Below are 17,458 nucleotides of genomic sequence, written 5' to 3'. Positions count from 1 at the left end.
ACCATGGCAGCAACGATCAAGTTTACTCAGATCCGCAGCACCATCGGCATTTTGCCTAAGCACAAGGCCACTATGAAAGGCCTGGGTCTGCGTCGCATCGGTCAGACGGTTGAACTGGAAGACACCCCAGCCGTACGCGGCATGATCAACAAGGTTAACTACCTTGTGCGCGTTGAGGGAGAGTAATCCATGAAACTTAATACCTTAAGCCCGGCACCGGGCTCCAAGCACGCTGCAAAGCGCGTTGGTCGTGGTATCGGTTCCGGTCTTGGTAAGACCGGTGGCCGTGGTCACAAAGGTCAGAAATCACGCAGTGGCGGTAGCGTCAAGCCTGGTTTCGAAGGCGGTCAGATGCCTTTGCAGCGTCGTTTGCCGAAATTCGGTTTTACGTCTGCAAAATCATTAGTATCTGAAGAAGTACGCCTGGCCGAACTTGCTAAAGTAGCCGGTGGCGAAGTCACTATGGCGACATTGAAGCAAGCCAACGTGCTGAAGGACTCTACGCTACACGCGAAGATTATCCTTTCTGGCGAATTGAAAACGGCAGTTACCGTTCGCGGAATCAAGGTCACCAAAGGTGCCCGTGAAGCGATCGAAGCTGCTGGCGGCAAGGTAGAGGACTAAATGGCCAAGTCAGGAAAAATGCCGGCGATGGGCAGCGGTCTGAGTGAACTGTGGGCGCGTTTGCGCTTCGTGCTCCTCGCCATCGTGGTGTACCGTATTGGTGCCCACATTCCCGTTCCCGGTATCAATCCTGACCAGCTTGCTGCCTTGTTTAGGGAGCAACAGGGTACTATCTTAGGCATGTTTAACATGTTCTCGGGTGGTGCCCTGGAGCGCATGAGTGTCCTCGCCCTGGGTATAATGCCCTATATTTCGGCGTCGATTATCATGCAGCTCATGACTGCGGTCTCCCCTCATCTTGAGCAGCTCAAGAAAGAGGGTGAGGCTGGCCGCCGCAAGATCAGCCAGTACACCCGCTACGGCACGGTGATACTGGCATTTGTCCAGGCTACCGGCATGTCCGTCGGTCTGGCTAGCCAAGGTATCGCGTACAGCGCTGACTTCAGTTTCTTCTTCACCGCCGTGGTTACGTTTGTATCAGGCGCGGTGTTTATGATGTGGCTGGGTGAGCAAATTACCGAGAAGGGCATCGGCAACGGTATTTCGCTGCTGATCTTCTCCGGTATTGTCGCTGGGCTACCGAGTGCCGTGGGCCAAGCCTTTGAGCTTGCCCGTAACGAAGGCGCCTGGAATGTTCTGCCGCTGTTAGCGTTGTCTGTGTTAGGTATTGCCACTGTCGCTTTCGTGGTTTTCATTGAGCGCGGCCAACGCCGTCTTAAGGTTAACTACCCGCGGCGTCAGGTGGGCAATAAGATGTATGCAGGCCAAAGCAGTTACCTGCCTTTGAAGGTTAATATGGCTGGCGTTATTCCAGCTATCTTTGCCTCCAGTATTCTACTCTTCCCGGCCTCTATTGGTCAGTGGGTAGGTGCCGGTGAAGGTATGGAGTGGTTGCAGCGTGCATCCCAGGCATTAGGTCCAGGTCAACCGCTTTACATCTTGCTTTTCGCGGCGGCAGTGGTATTCTTCTGCTTCTTTTACACAGCGCTGGTCTTCAACCCCAAGGATGTGGCTGACAATCTTAAAAAGTCAGGCGCTTTCCTGCCGGGCATTCGCCCCGGCGAGCAGACCGCTCGCTATATCGACAAGGTCATGACACGCTTGACCCTGTTCGGTGCCTTGTATATCACTGCGGTTTCCTTGATGCCCCAGTTCTTGATTGTGGCGTGGAACGTGCCGTTCTTTTTCGGCGGTACCTCGTTGTTAATCGTAGTCGTGGTCATCATGGACTTCATGGCCCAGGTGCAATCGCATCTCATGTCGCATCAGTATGACTCAGTGATGAAGAAGTCCAACCTGAAAGGCTACGGTAGCGGCGGTATCATGCGCTGAGAGGCGCCGCCCACCCCTATTAAGTTAGTTAAGGTGGCGAGCCGCGAGCCGGTTTTTGGAGAAAGATCGATGAAAGTTCGAGCTTCCGTAAAGAAAATGTGCCGTAACTGCAAGATCATTCGTCGCAATGGCGCTGTCCGCGTCATTTGCAGCGAACCACGGCACAAACAGCGCCAGGGTTAATACCCCTGGGTTGTTTTAAGCGGGTGCCAGCATACCCCTTGCCCTCGGGCAAATGAAGGGGTATGCTGTTGCGCCTTTTGTAGATGAATAAACGAGCAAGCCGCTCAAATTTCGGAGTAAGCTGATGGCCCGTATTGCAGGCGTCAATATCCCGGACAACAAGCATGCGGCGATCTCGCTGACCTATATCTTCGGGATTGGCCGTACTCGTGCTGAGCACATCTGTGCAGCAGCCGGTATCGCCACTACTGCCAAGATCCAGGATCTGTCTTCTGAAGAAGTCGACACCCTGCGTTCTGAAGTTGGCAAGTACACCGTAGAAGGTGACCTTCGTCGTGATGTTACGCTTAATATTAAGCGTCTCATGGACTTAGGTTGCTACCGTGGTCTGCGTCATCGTCGTAGTCTTCCGCTGCGTGGTCAGCGGACTAAGACTAACGCGCGCACCCGTAAGGGCCCGCGTAAGCCGATCCGCAAATAATACGCAGGCTCTTTAATAGAGAGCCGGCGTAACGACAGGAATAGACATCAACATGGCTAACCCGCGTAGTAACCGTAAAAAGGTTAAAAAGCAGGTAGTGGACGCGATTGCGCACATCCATGCCTCTTTTAACAACACGATCGTGACGATCACAGACCGCCAGGGCAATGCGCTTTCTTGGGCAACTGCCGGTGGTTCGGGTTTTCGTGGTTCTCGCAAGAGCACCCCGTTCGCTGCTCAAGTGGCAAGTGAACGTGCAGCAACTGCTGCAGCCGAGTATGGTGTGAAAAACGTAGACGTACTGGTTAAAGGCCCCGGTCCTGGTCGTGAATCCGCCGTGCGTGCACTTAACGCCGCCGGCTTCCGCGTGCAAAGCATCACAGACGCGACGCCCATTCCTCACAATGGCTGCCGTCCGCCTAAGAAACGCCGCGTTTAAGGAGACAGATTCATGGCTCGTTATATTGGACCGAAGTGCAAACTGTCTCGTCGTGAAGGCACCGATCTCTTTTTGAAGAGTGGTGTGACTCCCTTCGAGAAAAAGTGTAAATCCGAGCAAATCCCGGGTGTACACGGCCAACGTCGTCAGCGTCTTTCAGACTACGGCTTGCAGCTTCGCGAGAAGCAAAAAGTACGTCGCATGTATGGCGTACTCGAAAAACAGTTCCGCAACTACTACAAAGAAGCTGCTCGCCTGAAAGGCGCGACCGGTGAAGTATTGTTGCAGTTGTTAGAATCCCGACTGGATAACGTCGTCTATCGTATGGGCTTTGGCTCGACTCGCTCTGAAGCGCGTCAGCTAGTAAGCCACAAGGCGATTTCAGTGAACGGACGTACCGTTAACGTGGCTTCCTATCAAGTTAAGCCGGGTGACGTTGTTTCCATTCGCGAAAAGGCGAAGAACCAAGCACGTATTCAAAGCGCACTGTCCATTGCGGCAAACCGTGGCGATATTGTTTGGATCGAGATCGACGCCAAGAAGATGGAAGGCACTTTCAAGGCTCTGCCTGAACGCGGTGACCTGACTGCCGACATCAACGAAAACCTGATCGTCGAGCTGTACTCCAAGTAAGCAGCGTTAATTAAGTAAGAGTCTGCTTCTTGAAGCCCGGACGGGTAGCGTAGCTCTCCGTCCGGTTGCTCTTGAGTACATGCTCTTGAGCCTATGCTCTTGAGACTGAGTATCCGTTTGGCAGCCTGAAAGGTGTTCATATGCAGCGTTCAGTGACAGAGTTTCTCCGCCCTCGCGACATCAAGGTCGAAGAAATCAGCGCACATCACGCCAAAATCGTACTCGAACCATTCGAGCGCGGATTTGGTCACACCCTTGGGAATGCACTGCGTCGCATTCTGCTTTCGTCTATGCCCGGCTGTGCCGTGGTAGAGGCTGAAATTGCCGGTGTAGAGCATGAGTACAGTGCGCTCGAAGGGGTGCAGGAAGATGTTATTGAAATCCTCCTGAACTTGAAAGATGTTGCGATCAAGATGCACAGCCGCGATGAGGCGGTGCTCACGCTGAACAAGCAGGGCCCAGCCGTCGTCACCGCTGGCGACATTGCGCTTGATCATAGCGTCGAAATCGTCAACCCGGACCACATCATTGCTCATGTCAATGAAGGTGCCGAGCTGAAAATTCAGCTTAAGGTAGCGCTGGGTCGTGGCTACGAACCGGCTGACGCCCGCGGCTCTGATGAAGAGTCACGTGCTATTGGCCGCCTGCAGCTGGATGCCACCTTCAGCCCTGTCCGCCGTGTTTCCTACTCGGTTGAGGCCGCTCGTGTTGAGCAGCGCACCGACCTCGATAAGCTAATTATCGATTTGGAAACCGACGGTACCCTGGATCCGGAAGAGGCTATCCGTCGCAGTGCGACCATTCTGCAAGAGCAGCTGGCCGCCTTCGTCGACCTGGAAGCTGATAAAGAACAGGAAGTCGAAGAAGAAGAGGATCACGTTGATCCAATTCTATTGCGCCCCGTAGACGATCTTGAGTTGACCGTTCGTAGCGCGAACTGCCTAAAAGCCGAGAATATTTACTACATTGGTGATTTGATTCAGCGCACAGAAGTTGAGCTGTTGAAAACACCTAACCTCGGTAAAAAGTCTTTGAATGAAATCAAAGATGTATTGGCGGCGCGCGGCTTGTCCCTCGGCATGCGGTTGGAAAATTGGCCACCGGCAAGCCTGAAGGACGACAAGGCCTCCGCGTGAGTGTCGACTTGAGTCCCAGTTTGGTAAGGAATTACAACCATGCGTCATCGTAAGAGTGGTCGTCATCTGAATCGTACCAGCTCGCATCGCCAGGCAATGTTTAAAAACATGTCTGTCTCGCTGGTCGAGCATGAAGTCATTAAGACAACCCTGCCGAAAGCCAAGGAACTGCGTCGCGTTATCGAGCCGCTGATCACCTTGTCTAAGCAGGATAGCGTTGCAAACCGTCGCTTGGCGTTTGCCCGTACGCGTTCTAAAGAAGCGGTCGGCAAACTGTTCAACGAATTAGGTCCGCGTTACGCTGAGCGTCCGGGTGGTTACATCCGTATTCTTAAGTGCGGTTTCCGCACCGGCGACAACGCGCCTATGGCGTATGTTGAGCTAGTTGATCGTCCCGTTGTTGAAGAAGCCGCAGCAGAAGAGTAATCCTCTGTCGTCAGCGTCTTGAATAGCGAATGAAAACCGACCCTTTGGGTCGGTTTTTTTATACCTCTCAGCTAACACTCTCTAGGTGAGCCGAACTGGGTATATACTGCGCCTATTATAGATAGCCATAATGACTACCTTGCCGCCATGGGAAAGCCTTGCGTTGCGCCTTGAGTGTGGCATGGTAGTGGAACAGTACGAGCGCGTTGATAACGAGCAAGGGGCAGAGGCATGTATGCGAGGGTAAAACACGCTGTCGGTAAAGCATCGGCAGCATGGGCAGTGAGTATGGGGCTACTACTCATGCTGTCGTTGATCACCAGCGCTCACGCTGATAATCCGCGCTACGCGGGCATTGTGGTCGACTTGGATAATGGTGAAGTGCTGTATGCCGAAAATATTGATGATCAGCGTTATCCTGCATCGCTGACGAAAATGATGACGCTGTATTTAGCCTTCGAGGCGCTTCAAGCCGGTACCCTGCGTATCGACCAGCCCTTACCCGTTTCTAGCGTTGCCGCTGCTAAGCCTGCCGTAAAACTCTGGCTGGCGGCGGGCAGCTCTATTCCTGTTGATACGGCGATACGTGCACTGGCGGTGCGTTCAGCTAACGATGTCGCTGCGGTGATAGCGGAAGCGCTGGGCGGCACCGAAGAGCGCTTCAGTGACATGATGACGACCAAAGCCCGCGAATTAGGCATGCACGCCACGACCTTTCGCAATGCATCCGGTTTACCAGATGACGGCCAGGTGACAACCGCGCGCGATATGCTGACGCTTTCTGTACGCGTGATGCAGGATTTTCCTCAGTACTATCATTATTTTGGCCTGCAAGAGTTTACTTACCGTGGCACCCGGCATACCAGCCACAACCGCTTAGTGCGTGATTACCCCGGGGCTGATGGCCTGAAAACTGGATTTATCCGCGCCTCTGGTTTTAACGTGGCGACGACGGCCGTGCACGGCAATCGCCGGCTGATGGCTGTGGTGATGGGCGGCTTTTCCGCTCAGTCTCGTGATACCCATATGGCTAACTTGCTCGATCGCGGCTTTTTACGCGCGTCACTACGCGACCAGTCAACCTGGATGGCCAGCACCAATGTCGCGCAGGAATTTATGACATTTGGCCCGGCTGCTTTGACGCCGCCTCAACCGGCTACGCCGCCGGCGCAGCGCCAGCCCATGCTGGCCGTCGTGGAAACCACGCCGGCAGCATCCCCATCGCCCTCACTGTCGTCAACGCCTGCTCAAGATCTCGATGCTCAGCTGGCTGATGTGTCGAATATACAGCGCCCCAATGAGCAGCAAGCCGCGCCGCAGCAAGATCCCTTACAGACGTTTATTGAGCGTGAGCAGCAGATGGCCTCGGTATCTGAATCCGGTGGCAGTTGGGGAATTCAGGTAGGCGCCTTTAGCCAAGAAATGCAGGCAAGACATCTTGCCCAGCAGGCGGCGCAGCGGGTAGACCAAAGCGTCGGTGGCCGTGTTGAAGTAGATACCATTGCTGGTCAAACGCCTGTTTACCGTGCCCGTGTAGTCGCGCTTGATGAGCAGCGCGCGCGTCAGGCATGCCGCCAACTGCACTCTCAAGGCATGGACTGCATGGTGGTCAACGCCAGCTTATAGCGCATTTCACTGGCATATCACCCCGCCAATCTGCATTGGCGGGGTTTTTTTTGGGCGATTAATAAATAGGAGGCTGCGGTGACAACGTCGCTAAAGGGCATACTCAGCATGTGTATCGGCGTATTTTTTCTAGCGCTGGGTGACGCCGTCGCCAAGTGGCTTGGTGAGGTGCACTCGCCCCTGCAGATTATTTTCTTTCGTACACTGATATCGCTGCCGCTGATTGCGCTGCTGGCCCATTTTTCGGGAGGGCTGCGTAAACTGGGTACTCGAAGGCCAGGGGTGCATGCCGTTCGAGGTTTGATTTATACCGGCACCATGGTGTTCTTCGTGGTGGGCTTAACACTGCTTCCGCTGGCTGAGGCGACGGCGATTGCCTTTGTCGCTCCGCTGTTTGTCACACTGCTGTCGGTGCCTTTGCTTGGCGAGCGAATTGCACCGCCGGTGCTCGCTGCCTCATTGGTGGGTTTTATCGGTGTGCTGGTCGTGGTTCGTCCTGGCGAAGGTGCGTTTCACATTGGTACGCTCAGCATGATAACGGCGGCCCTGTTTTATGCACTGATGATGATTACGGCGCGTCGCTACGGCGCTCGCGAGAATCTCTGGGCTATGGTGTTCTATGTCACGCTAGTGCCGTTTATAGTGACCGCGGTGAGCCTGCCTTGGGTGTGGCAAACGCCCCAACTCTGGCACTGGGCAGGTTTTATGGCATCGGGCGTGCTTGGCGTGGCGGCAACGGTGTTTATCACGTTGGCCTTTCGGTTTGCTCCGGCGGCCATCGCCGCACCGTTTGATTACACCGCCATGCTGTGGGCAGTGATACTGGGCTGGTGGTTTTGGGGTGAAATGCCGGACATCTGGGTGTGGGTGGGCAGCGCCTTGATTGTGAGTAGTGGGATTGCCGTGGCGTACTACGACCGTCGGACTACCTTAAAACGCCGCCCAACCTCTTAATCTGCCCTCAAGCAAACTGGTAGACATCCATCGCCAGCACGCCGTGCTCAACGCTGTGATGCAGCTGAGTTGCCTCGTTACCGGCGCCCATCGCGACAAGCAGCGGTTGAAAGTGCTCAGGCGTAGGGTGATTTCTATTGGCCTGCGGCGCCTTTTCCCAGTGCAGCAGCGCGTCACGATCATTGGCGACTATATGGGTCGTCACCCAGCTTGAAAATTCATCTACCCAGGTAGGCATTTGACTGCCCATCGGCATCAGCTCATACAAGTTATGGGTCAGGCTGCCTGAGCCGATAATCAAAATACCTTCTTCTCGCAGTGCCGACAGCTGTTCGCCGAGTGCGACAAGCTCGCTATTACGCCAGTGCACGGGCAATGATAGTGACACGACGGGCACATTAGCAGCTGGAAACATCAACGAAAGTGGCACCCAGGCACCGTGGTCCATGCCACGCTCTACTCGCTCGGCATCGAGTAACAGCGCCAGCCGTTCGGCAAGCTCAGGGTCGCCTGAAGCAGGGTACTGACATTCGAAAAGCGCCCGCGGAAATCCTCCGAAGTCATGAATCGTTTCTGGCTTGGCGGTGGTGTTTACTTTGAGTGACGAACTCTCCCAATGTGCCGATATCACGATGACGGCTTTAGGCGAGAGACGTTTGCCCAGTTCGCGTAAAAAAGCATGAGCGGGAGTTTTGTTCAGCGCCAGCATAGGCGAGCCGTGGGATATAAACAGGCTAGGTAACATGAGTGACTCTCCATCGCAGTGCCAGCGCTAGCGGTAAGCAAGCGCCGGCGATAACGTTAGGCAAAGCGGCGATCTAACACCCAGCGCCCACTTCCTAGGCCGGCTTGAACCATCAGCGCCAGCGTCCAAAATACTGGGAATTCCCAACCGCCTCCGGCATTAGAGAACATCCAGCCGTTGCCGAGGTGTACCCAGGTGGCGCCCAGTAGCACCGGAATTAACGCCAGACTCACCCAGCGGGTATACACACCCAGCAGCAGCGCAGCGCCGCCGCCAATTTCCGCAGCGATAGTCAGGTAGGCCAAAAACCCCGGTAACCCAAGTGACTCAAAGTAGCCGACAGTGCCGGGCAGGGTAAATACAAATAGTTTGAGCGAGCCGTGGGCGAGAGCCATCACGCCTAGCGCGACGCGCAGCAGCGAAATAGCATGAGGCTGTAGAGAGGTGGCTGTCGCAGGCGGTGAGAGAGTGGTCATATGAGTCGCTTCCATCAAGGGTGGTCGATGGAGCTACTTTACCGCTGGACTTAGCTGAGATAATCAGCGCGCATTGCACATCACTGTTGCGCTGGCTGCGACAATCCGATCTGTTGTTCCCAAATAGGGGGGTCGCCCCATGCTACTGATAGCTGCTCGACAAAGCGTTCCACTTTGGCAGGTAGGTAGCGCCTAGCGGGATAAAGGGCGTGAACATCGAGTCGCACGGTGGGCTCATCGATCAAAATAGGCACTAAACGGCCACTGGCGATACTCTCAGTGACTAAAAAGCTGGGCTGCTGGGCGATACCCAGCCCGGCTTCTGCTGCGTGGGTTAATACATCGCCATTGTTGCTTTCCATCGGGCCACGAACGCTGATGGGCTGCGTTGCTAGCTGCCAGTCCGCGGTATTTTGGCCGCTGCGATAACGCAGGCAACGGTGGTGTGCCAGCGCTTGAATACTTTTGGGCTCCCCGTGGGTGGCCAGATAATCCGGCGATGCGCAAAACAGTAAACGGCAGCGGGTTAGGCGGCGGGCGATTAAGCTGGAGTCGGGCAGGCTGCCGATGCGAATTGCGACGTCATAGCCTTCTTCCAATAAATCAACGCGGCGATCGTTAAGATCCAGGCGAACTTCAAGCGCTGGATGCGCGAGCATAAACTGAGCGACCAGCGGCGCCAGGTAGCGAGTACCGAAGCTCATGGGCCCATTGACGCGCAGCTGCCCGCGCACATCGCTGGTGCCCTGGCCGACCTCCGCGGCGGCTTCGTCAAGCGCCTGTAAAATGCTTTGAGCACGTGCCAGATAGCGCTCTCCGGCCTCAGTGAGATGCAAGCGTCGCGTAGTGCGCTGAATCAACCGCGCCCCCAGCGATGCTTCCAGTGCCATGACCTGACGCGACACTCGAGTGCGTGAAAGATCCAGCGCCTGCGCTGCTTGTGTATAGCTACCCAGCTCGGCAACGCGCACAAACGTAACGAGATGCTCTAGCTGGTTCATGAGGCTGTTGCCGCTTTAAACGCCCGCGCGGCTTGAGCCGGGTCAGGCTGGCCGCAAATAGCCGAAATGACCGCTAAGCCGTCTGTGCCTGCGCGCCGTACATGGTTCGCGTGTTCAGCCTTTAGCCCGCCAATGGCAACGCTGGGGAGCCGGCATGCGGCTACCAGCGTGGCTAAGCCGTCAAAGCCAATTGGCTGCGCGTGATCTTGCTTACTTCCGGTGGCAAACACCGGGCCAATCCCTACATAGTCGAGCAGTGCCAGTGGCGCTGCATCAAGCTGGGCATGCGTGTTGATCGAAAGGCCAATAATCGCCTGCTCGCCCATCGCCGCACGCGCCGCTTGCACGGCGGTGTCGCTTTGCCCTACGTGCAAACCGTCTGCCTGGCTTTCTAGCGCCACCGTTAAGCGGTCGTTAATAATCAGCGGTACGCCGGTGCCTGCCAGTACGCTTTTCAGCCGTTTTGCTTGCGCAATCATCTGGGTGTCGCTGGCGTGCTTATCGCGTAGCTGGACGATCGTCACGCCGCCGTTTACCGCGGCTTCGACCGTGCTTTCCAATCCGTAATCGTGGCATAGCGCAGCATCGGTGACTAAATACAGCGACAGATCAAACGACATAGACCGCCTCCAGATGAGTATGAGTAGTGAGATCCGCAGGGGTGAGCTGGTAGAGCGCATCCAGAAGGGCTACTTGAAAGCTACCGGGGCCTTGCGCGTGGCTGCCTGCACGTTCGCCGGCAACGGCAAAACAGGCCAATGCTGCCGCTGTTGCGCCCAGTGCCGCCTTGCGATTAGCGGCCACAAAAGCGGCTACTAGCGCGCTCAGCCCGCAGCCCAGCGTCGTGACATGCGGCATCAATGAGTGGCCGCCCTCAATTCGATAATGCTGTGTGCCATCGGTCACCCAGTCGCTTTCACCGGTCATGGCCACCACGCAGCCGTGCTTTTGAGCCAGCGCGATTGCAGCCTCGACGGCTTGTCCTGTGGTGGCCGTCGCATCCACGCCGCGGCCCTGGCTGGTCAAGCCATTGAGGGCGAGAATTTCAGAAGCATTGCCGCGAATAACGCCAGGCTTCAAGGCCAGCAGTCGTGTGCAAAGCGTTTGACGATAGCGCGTTGCGCCAACGGCGACAGGGTCTAACACCCACGGGATAGCGTGTTGATCGGCGGCAGCCGCAGCGATCAGCATAGCATCGGCCCAGTGAGCAGAAATCGTACCAATATTGACAGACAGTGCCGCAGAGATAGCGGTGAACTCAGCCACTTCCTCAGGCGCATGCAGCATGGCGGGCGAGGCCCCCGTGGCTAGCAGCAAGTTAGCGGTGCTATTCATCGCGACGTAGTTCGTCATGCAGTGAACCAGCGGTGTCTCTGAGCGAAGTGCCTCAAGATAATCGCCAAGCGGGCGGAGGGGCATAGTCTGTTCCTATAAAGCGGCCAGCGTTACTGGCTGAATGCCAGCATGGTAACGATTATTCATCATCAGTACTGAATGAGGGTAATAAAAGCCTATAGACTTGCCATAGAATCAATCTGCGAAGCAGCGATACATGAGGAAAACCAATGGCTGAACTACTGTTCCGGCTGCGCCACGTGACCGATGAGGAAGCGATGGAAGTGCGCGATCTATTCGCAGCGCACGGCTTTGATACCTATGAAACCCAGGCGGGCTTTTTCCGCTTGGGTGTCGATGCCATTTGGCTGCGTAACCCACATCAGCATGAAGCGGCGACCGCTGCGTTGAACGCTTATCAAGCCGAGCGCTTTGAGCGCGTGCAGCGTGAGCACCAGGCGACGGTTGAGCGCGGTGAGGCGGCAACGCTGTGGCGCCGCCTAGCCGCGCACCCGGTACAAGTCGTGCTGGTGTTGATAGCGGTAGTACTTATTGCCGCCCTCACGCTGCTCCCTTTTGTAGGTCTGTCGCACGCCTAAGCGGCCGGTAAATGACCGCGTTTAAGATACATCATGACGCCTTCGCTACCGGCGGTGAGCGCCGGGGCCGCGCCGCTAGGGTAGCGGCACCAAGTACCCGCAGAGTAGCTTTGCTCAGTATCGCTGAGGGTACCTTCTAAGACCAAAAACTCCATGCCCCCCATCAGGGTCGGGTACGTAATAGACGTGCCCGCAGCCCAGTTTTCTAGGCTGATGCGCTCCTGCTTATAGGTGTGCAGCATTTTGTAGACAATGCGCGGGCGCCTATCAGGTTGCCAGGGAAGCCGGTGGGCAGGCACTGCCAGCTGTAGCGTGTCGTTAGGATCAAACTGATGCAGTTTGACAAAAATCAGCGCGCCTTCCTCGCCAATCTGCGGCGTATGGCCGGTACCCACAGGGTTTCTTAAGTAGCTACCCGCTGCGTAGCGGCCATGTTCATCGGCAAAGACACCCTCTAACACCAAAATTTCTTCACCGCCGCCGTGCGTGTGCCGCTCGAACTGCGAGTGGGGGGCGTAGCGAACCAGGCTAGTCGCACGTGCGACTTCGTCACCAATCCGGTCAAACATCATGCGTTCTACTCCCGGACTGGGGGAGTCGACCCATTGATACTCTTCCGGGGTAACACAGGCAAAGTGGCTAAAATCAGCGTTTAGGCGCATAGGAAGGCTCTTCGCAGGGGACGTAAAGTAAGGGGGAAGGGGTGCTAGTCTCCTTATCGAGAGCCGAGAATGCAACTTTCAGTGGTGCGATACGCGCGGTGACGGCATAAAAATACCGCCCGAAGGCGGCATTCTTTTAAGCATATGTGAAGATTACTTCAGGGCGCGTCGGTCAGCGCGGTAATAATATGATGAGCCGCTTCAATACGCGCACTGTTGGGGTAGCTACGATTAGCCAACAGTACAATGCCTATTTTCTCGCTAGGCACAAAGGCCACGTAGGCGCCAAAGCCGTTAGTCGAGCCGGTCTTGTTGTACCACATGGCTTGGTTTGCCGGTAACGGCGGCTGCAAACGACTTGCTTCATTGGCTTCCATAACCATTTCAAGCGAATTCCCTGCACGCAATTGCTCAAGCTGCACAGGATAGCTATAGCGCTCCCAACCCAGGCCTTGGGTCATGTCGCCCATATTGAAATAGCCCATTCGCGTCGTTTCTAGTGCCTCACGCAGAACCTCGTCCAGCGCTGAATCGTCCATGTTGGCTTCAACGAATGTCAGCATGTCAGCGGCATTCGACTTCAATCCGTACGCCTGGGCGTCCAGCACGCCAGGGTTCACCCGAATAGGCTCATCCTGCTTTGAATAACCAAAGGCATAATTCGCCTGCTCCTCTTCGGGCACCTGCAGATAGCTATGCTCAAGCCCAAGCGTTGAGAACAGGTGCTCTTGCATCGATATAGCATATGGCTCATCAAGGCTTTGGGCCGCCAGATAGCCTAGCAAGCCAATGCTTGGGTTAGAGTACCGACGGTAGGTGCCAGGAGCGTACTCAGGCGTCCATTGACGATAGTAGGTGATCATATCATCTTCATCTTGAACGTCTTCTGGGAACTGCAAAGGCAGCCCACCTGCCGTGTAGGTGCCGAGTTCAAGCAAACTGACGTCATCGAAGGCGCTACCTTCAAGCGCAGGCAGATACTGGCTAGCGGGGTCAGAGAACGATAGAGCGCCGCTGGCCTGAGCATAGGCAGCCAGCGCGGCGGTAAAGGTCTTACTCACCGAGCCCAGCTCAAACAGCGTGTCTGCCGTTACCGGTACTCCGGCCGCTTGATCGGCAACACCATAATTAAAGTAATAATGCTGCCCCTCAACACTGAGTGCCACCGCCATGCCCGGAATGCGATATTCCGCCATCAGGGCCGTTATGGTGTCATTGACCATGGCCTCGGTTTGGGAGCTGCTCAGCTTTTCGGTAGCCCAGCTTGAGGTACCGAGAAGTAGCGAACCTGCCACGATAAAACCTGCTTTGGCTGCTAGCATCCTATCCATATGAAACCTGCCTTCTTGTTTGTGAATACCGCATGATACGTCCTAGCAACGATAAAGCGTGGCCAGTAAGTCGTCGACAAACGTAAAAAAGCGCCCGTAGGGCGCTTTGGTTATCATTTTTCGCTACATTGTTCAGTTTAGTGGGCATGCTCGCTGTGATCGTGATCGTGATCGTGATCGTGATCGTCGTCAGACGCATGATCATCATGACCTGCTTCTGCCAGCGAGTCGTGCAGCACGCGAGCATTGTGGCGCATCATACCCAGATACGTGCTGGCCTCGCCTTCACTTGCTAGCGCGTCCGCGTACAGCGTGCCTGCAATGGGCAAGCCGGTTTCTTCGGCTAGCTGGGTGATGATCGACTGGTTGGTCATGTTCTCGTGGAACAGTGCCTTAACGTTCTCTTGATTAATCACGTCTACCAGCGCTGCCATGCTGGCGCCACTAGGATCCGCTTCCGTGGAAAGTCCCACTGGAGACAGGAAGTTAACGCCATAAGCGTTTGAGAAGTAGCCAAACGAGTCATGGCCGGTAATCACGCTAGTGGAGGCCGGAATCTCGTCAATCAGCGCATGAATCTCGGCGTCTACCTCGGCTATTTCCTGTAAATACTGCTCCGCATTGGCGCGGTACGCATCGGCGTTGTCAGCATCAGCGGCGATTAATCCATCGCGAATGTTGGCAATATACACCTCGGCTTGGTGCATATCCTGCCATGCGTGCGGGTCCTCATCACCATGATCATGACCGGCATGGTCGTCGCCATGATCGGCATGCTCATGCTCATGCGCTTCGTGATCGTGTCCTTCATGATCGTGGCCGTGATCGTCATGTCCGGCATAAGAGAGGGGCTCAATGCCGTCGGTCGCGGTGACCAGGGCGCCATCGTAGTCACTGGCGCTAATTAGCCGCTCCATCCAGCCTTCAAATAGCAGGCCGTTAAACACGACTAAATCGGCATCGGCCAGTGAGCGTGCATCGCCAGGGCTGGGCGAGTAAACATGGGCGTCGCCATCGGCCGCGACCAGGGAACTTACCTCAACATGGTCACCGCCTACGTTTTCCACCATGTCCGCCAATATAGAGAAACTGGTCACGACCTGAATACGCTCATTAGCCATGGCAGCAGGCAGTGCCAACAGGGCAGAAACACCGACTAACCAGCGTGCCGACCGGTGTGATAACCGGTATGAAACATGGCTAAGCGACATATAAAACTCCTTACGATTAAGCGTGAACGGGCGCCATTAACACCCGTGATCGACGGCCAGCGGCGTCGTTTTACGCCGTAGCTTGGCTGCTAAACTGTGATAACGGCCAAACAGCGCCGAGAATAGATAACCCGCCCCGGCCAGCAGAATAATGCTCGGGCCTGAAGGGATATCCAGGTGGAACGAAAGCAGTAGGCCGCCGGTGCTAGACACCATGGCCAGCACAATCGAAATACCGATCAGCCCTTCTAAGCGCTTGCTCCAAAAGCGTGCCGAGGTGGCGGGAAGCATCATTAAGCCCACCGCCATCAGCGTGCCTAGAGTTTGAAAGCCGGCCGTTAAATTCAGCACCAGCAGCCCCAAAAACACGCTATGCACCCAGCCGCTACGGCGGCTTTGGCCGCGCAAAAATAGCGGGTCTAAACACTCCACCACTAAGGCACGAAAAACCACCGCCAGCGTCACCACAATCAGCGTACTGATACCGGCAATCAGCATTAGGGCGGTGCCATTAATCGCCAAAATAGAGCCAAACAGCACGTGGGTTAGATCCACGCTGCTACCGCCTAGCGAAATCAGCATGACGCCCGCAGCCAGCGAAATAATAAAAAAGCTCGCCATGGCCGCATCTTCACGCTGGCCGCCCATTTTCGATACCGCGCCCGCCAGCAGTGCCACCAGCAAACCAAACAGCACGCCGCCAATACTCATAATGGGTAGCGAGAATCCTGCCAGCAGAAAGCCGAGCGCCACACCGGGGAGAATCGCGTGAGCCATGGCGTCGCCAATCAGGCTCATCCCGCGTAACACCAAAAACACCCCCAGCGGAGGGGCCGCCAGCGAAAGCGCTAAACCGCCCACCACCGCACGGCGCATAAAGCCGTAGTCGAATGGCGCGACAAACCATGCATTCAGTAGGTCAAGCATGCTGATCCCCCACGCTAAACGGCATCGCCTGAACGGGCGCATGCTGATGAGTCAGCGCAGCGGGGGCAACCCAGCGCGCGTGGCCGCCGTTGAGCATCAGCACTTCATCGGCAAGACGGCGCAAATGATCCATATCGTGTAACACCACAATAATCGTCGCGCCGTCATCGGCCATCTGACGCAGGATACGAATCAAAATGTCGACCGTTTCACTGTCCACATTGGCAAACGGCTCATCCAACAGTAATAGCTCGGCTTCCTGCATCAGCGTGCGCCCAATCAGCGCACGCTGGCGCTGGCCGCCGGAAAGCTCGCCCAGCGGGCGGTGGGCCAAGTGCGAAATACCCAGCCGCGCCATAATCTCGCGGCCTTTTCGATAATGCCCGGCGCAATAGCCGGTTAGCGCGCCGTGGCTAGGCCAGCTGCCGGTCATGACCAATTCTTCCACGCTCATTGGGAAGGTAAGGTCCAGCGCTAGCTGCTGGGGCAGCCATGCCCGGCGCTCTTTTGCTACCGTGCAGACCACTTCGCCGCTAATCGGCCGAAGCTCCCCCATGATCGCCTGAATCAACGTGCTTTTACCGGCACCGTTAGCGCCAATCAGTGCGGTAATGGCGCCTGGCTTGAAGTCGCCTTCAATGTGTTCCAGCACCGTGCGGCGCGCCTGGGCCAAATGTAGATCGTGCAGCTGAAGACGAGAGACTAAATGCTCACTCATCCCCACCACCCGCCAGCCCAACTCACTAAACCCCACAGCGCTAGCAGCGGCACGGCAACAAACAACAGCCGTTTAACCGCCGACAATGACATTAAGGAGAAGTGACAAGGACCTTCCTTGTTATGGCGGTGCGTATGCTCACTCATTAAATGGCCTCGTGTAATATCAAATAGGTTATAACATAACATGTGGCAAAGCCAAAAAATTGCTGGATATTTTACGCCTAAACGCCGCGCTGGCAATCATAAAGCTCAGGGTTAAGTAGTGCCGTAAATGCCGCCCCAGCCCGCCTGCCAAATAATGGCCGGGTACGCACCGTTCTCAAACACCGAATCGTATTCGCGCCGCTGCGCTTGTGCAGGATGAATCCGGCTGTGGATAAGTCTTTGGGTAAGGGTGTGAATAAGGCTGTGTATAAGTCAGAAGAGTAATAATCGGAGAAATAACCAACGCCGCTAACAAGCGGAAAAGATACAGGCGTACTGATGCATTTAATGGCGCTAAGAGTAGCACGGCGCTGGCACGTATCTAACGTGGAAACAGCATTGGCTAAGTAAGACTAAGTTTAATAGCGCTTAAGGGTAAAGAATGGTTTGATGAGGAAAGGTGATGACTAGGA

General features: G+C 55.6%; 23 protein-coding genes. 12 read left to right on the top strand and 11 right to left on the bottom strand.

From position 1 onward, the window contains the following. Positions 1-3: 3 nt before the first annotated feature. The 11 genes from rpmD to ACT3TF_RS14145 all read left to right on the top strand — a co-directional run bounded on the left by rpmD (position 4) and on the right by ACT3TF_RS14145 (position 7,834). Positions 4-186, top strand: a complete 183-nt coding sequence (rpmD, locus tag ACT3TF_RS14195; protein ID WP_096276498.1) for a 50S ribosomal protein L30 — start codon at positions 4-6, stop codon at positions 184-186. A 3-nt stretch (positions 187-189) separates the two neighbouring features. Beyond that, entirely contained in the window at positions 190-624 is a 435-nt protein-coding gene (gene rplO / locus ACT3TF_RS14190) for a 50S ribosomal protein L15 (protein ID WP_096276496.1), read from the top strand. Then, on the top strand, positions 625-1,956 hold the full coding sequence (secY, locus tag ACT3TF_RS14185) for a preprotein translocase subunit SecY (RefSeq protein WP_444625747.1): 1,332 nt from the start codon (positions 625-627) through the stop codon (positions 1,954-1,956). 69 nt (positions 1,957-2,025) lie between these two features. Beyond that, on the top strand, positions 2,026-2,139 hold the full coding sequence (rpmJ, locus tag ACT3TF_RS14180; RefSeq protein WP_008959154.1) for a 50S ribosomal protein L36: 114 nt from the start codon (positions 2,026-2,028) through the stop codon (positions 2,137-2,139). A gap of 124 nt (positions 2,140-2,263) precedes the next feature. After that, the gene (rpsM, locus tag ACT3TF_RS14175) at positions 2,264-2,620 is read left to right on the top strand and encodes a 30S ribosomal protein S13 (RefSeq protein WP_008959153.1); all 357 of its coding nucleotides are present in this window, start codon (positions 2,264-2,266) and stop codon (positions 2,618-2,620) included. A gap of 52 nt (positions 2,621-2,672) precedes the next feature. Further along, positions 2,673-3,059, top strand: coding sequence for a 30S ribosomal protein S11 (gene rpsK / locus ACT3TF_RS14170; RefSeq protein WP_096276490.1), 387 nt, complete (start codon positions 2,673-2,675; stop codon positions 3,057-3,059). A 12-nt stretch (positions 3,060-3,071) separates the two neighbouring features. Next, positions 3,072-3,692 (top strand): 30S ribosomal protein S4, encoded by a 621-nt coding sequence (rpsD, locus tag ACT3TF_RS14165; protein WP_096276488.1) that lies wholly within the window; start codon positions 3,072-3,074, stop codon positions 3,690-3,692. A gap of 140 nt (positions 3,693-3,832) precedes the next feature. Continuing rightward, on the top strand, positions 3,833-4,828 hold the full coding sequence (locus ACT3TF_RS14160; RefSeq protein ID WP_113269833.1) for a DNA-directed RNA polymerase subunit alpha: 996 nt from the start codon (positions 3,833-3,835) through the stop codon (positions 4,826-4,828). A 39-nt stretch (positions 4,829-4,867) separates the two neighbouring features. Continuing rightward, positions 4,868-5,254 (top strand): 50S ribosomal protein L17, encoded by a 387-nt coding sequence (gene rplQ / locus ACT3TF_RS14155; RefSeq protein WP_096276486.1) that lies wholly within the window; start codon positions 4,868-4,870, stop codon positions 5,252-5,254. A 231-nt stretch (positions 5,255-5,485) separates the two neighbouring features. Further along, positions 5,486-6,880, top strand: coding sequence for a D-alanyl-D-alanine carboxypeptidase (locus ACT3TF_RS14150; RefSeq protein WP_444672397.1), 1,395 nt, complete (start codon positions 5,486-5,488; stop codon positions 6,878-6,880). A 78-nt stretch (positions 6,881-6,958) separates the two neighbouring features. Next, complete coding sequence (locus ACT3TF_RS14145) at positions 6,959-7,834, top strand: DMT family transporter (RefSeq protein ID WP_444672396.1); 876 nt, start codon at positions 6,959-6,961, stop codon at positions 7,832-7,834. Between the two features lie 7 nt (positions 7,835-7,841). Here the strand turns inward: ACT3TF_RS14145 and ACT3TF_RS14140 are convergent, their stop codons facing one another. From ACT3TF_RS14140 to thiM, 5 genes are all read right to left on the bottom strand, one after another. Then, positions 7,842-8,579 carry a DODA-type extradiol aromatic ring-opening family dioxygenase gene (locus ACT3TF_RS14140; protein WP_444672395.1) on the bottom strand — a complete coding sequence of 246 codons (738 nt, stop codon included), beginning with the start codon at positions 8,577-8,579 and terminating at the stop codon, positions 7,842-7,844. Positions 8,580-8,635: 56 nt separating this feature from the next. Then, positions 8,636-9,070 carry a DoxX family protein gene (locus tag ACT3TF_RS14135; RefSeq protein ID WP_441686758.1) on the bottom strand — a complete coding sequence of 145 codons (435 nt, stop codon included), beginning with the start codon at positions 9,068-9,070 and terminating at the stop codon, positions 8,636-8,638. Positions 9,071-9,135: 65 nt separating this feature from the next. Beyond that, a complete protein-coding gene (locus ACT3TF_RS14130) occupies positions 9,136-10,056 on the bottom strand; it encodes a LysR family transcriptional regulator (RefSeq protein WP_441686757.1) in 921 nt (306 codons plus the stop codon). After that, positions 10,053-10,676, bottom strand: coding sequence for a thiamine phosphate synthase (gene thiE, locus ACT3TF_RS14125; protein ID WP_444672394.1), 624 nt, complete (start codon positions 10,674-10,676; stop codon positions 10,053-10,055). Before thiE ends, ACT3TF_RS14130 begins: the two co-directional genes overlap by 4 nt. Continuing rightward, positions 10,666-11,475, bottom strand: coding sequence for a hydroxyethylthiazole kinase (gene thiM / locus ACT3TF_RS14120; RefSeq protein WP_444672393.1), 810 nt, complete (start codon positions 11,473-11,475; stop codon positions 10,666-10,668). The genes thiE and thiM overlap by 11 nt, the downstream gene beginning before the upstream one ends. A 146-nt stretch (positions 11,476-11,621) precedes the next feature. On the opposite strand from thiM, the gene ACT3TF_RS14115 reads away from it, so the two are divergent. Further along, entirely contained in the window at positions 11,622-11,990 is a 369-nt protein-coding gene (locus tag ACT3TF_RS14115) for a DUF6164 family protein (RefSeq protein WP_441686754.1), read from the top strand. Here ACT3TF_RS14115 and ACT3TF_RS14110 read toward each other — a convergent pair. From ACT3TF_RS14110 to ACT3TF_RS14085, 6 genes are all read right to left on the bottom strand, one after another. Beyond that, positions 11,987-12,652, bottom strand: a complete 666-nt coding sequence (locus tag ACT3TF_RS14110; RefSeq protein ID WP_444672392.1) for a cupin domain-containing protein — start codon at positions 12,650-12,652, stop codon at positions 11,987-11,989. The two genes, ACT3TF_RS14115 and ACT3TF_RS14110, sit on opposite strands and share 4 nt — an antisense overlap. Before the next feature lie 158 nt (positions 12,653-12,810). Beyond that, positions 12,811-13,974 (bottom strand): class C beta-lactamase, encoded by a 1,164-nt coding sequence (gene ampC, locus ACT3TF_RS14105; protein ID WP_444672414.1) that lies wholly within the window; start codon positions 13,972-13,974, stop codon positions 12,811-12,813. 146 nt (positions 13,975-14,120) lie between these two features. Continuing rightward, complete coding sequence (locus tag ACT3TF_RS14100) at positions 14,121-15,194, bottom strand: metal ABC transporter solute-binding protein, Zn/Mn family (RefSeq protein WP_444672391.1); 1,074 nt, start codon at positions 15,192-15,194, stop codon at positions 14,121-14,123. Positions 15,195-15,230: 36 nt separating this feature from the next. Beyond that, positions 15,231-16,121: a metal ABC transporter permease gene (locus ACT3TF_RS14095; RefSeq protein WP_096276464.1), complete on the bottom strand. Its 891-nt coding sequence runs from the start codon at positions 16,119-16,121 to the stop codon at positions 15,231-15,233. Continuing rightward, positions 16,114-16,839 carry a metal ABC transporter ATP-binding protein gene (locus ACT3TF_RS14090; protein ID WP_444672390.1) on the bottom strand — a complete coding sequence of 242 codons (726 nt, stop codon included), beginning with the start codon at positions 16,837-16,839 and terminating at the stop codon, positions 16,114-16,116. The genes ACT3TF_RS14095 and ACT3TF_RS14090 overlap by 8 nt, the downstream gene beginning before the upstream one ends. Continuing rightward, positions 16,836-16,985: a hypothetical protein gene (locus tag ACT3TF_RS14085; RefSeq protein ID WP_176483343.1), complete on the bottom strand. Its 150-nt coding sequence runs from the start codon at positions 16,983-16,985 to the stop codon at positions 16,836-16,838. The genes ACT3TF_RS14090 and ACT3TF_RS14085 overlap by 4 nt, the downstream gene beginning before the upstream one ends. Between the last annotated feature and the right edge of the window lie 473 nt (positions 16,986-17,458).

The sequence above is a fragment of the Halomonas sp. AOP25-F1-15 genome (assembly GCF_052378675.1).
Taxonomy (GTDB): Bacteria; Pseudomonadota; Gammaproteobacteria; order Pseudomonadales; family Halomonadaceae; genus Vreelandella; species Vreelandella casei.
The sequence above is the reverse complement of the archived record's forward strand: the minus strand, read 5'-3'. Positions and strand labels throughout refer to the sequence as shown.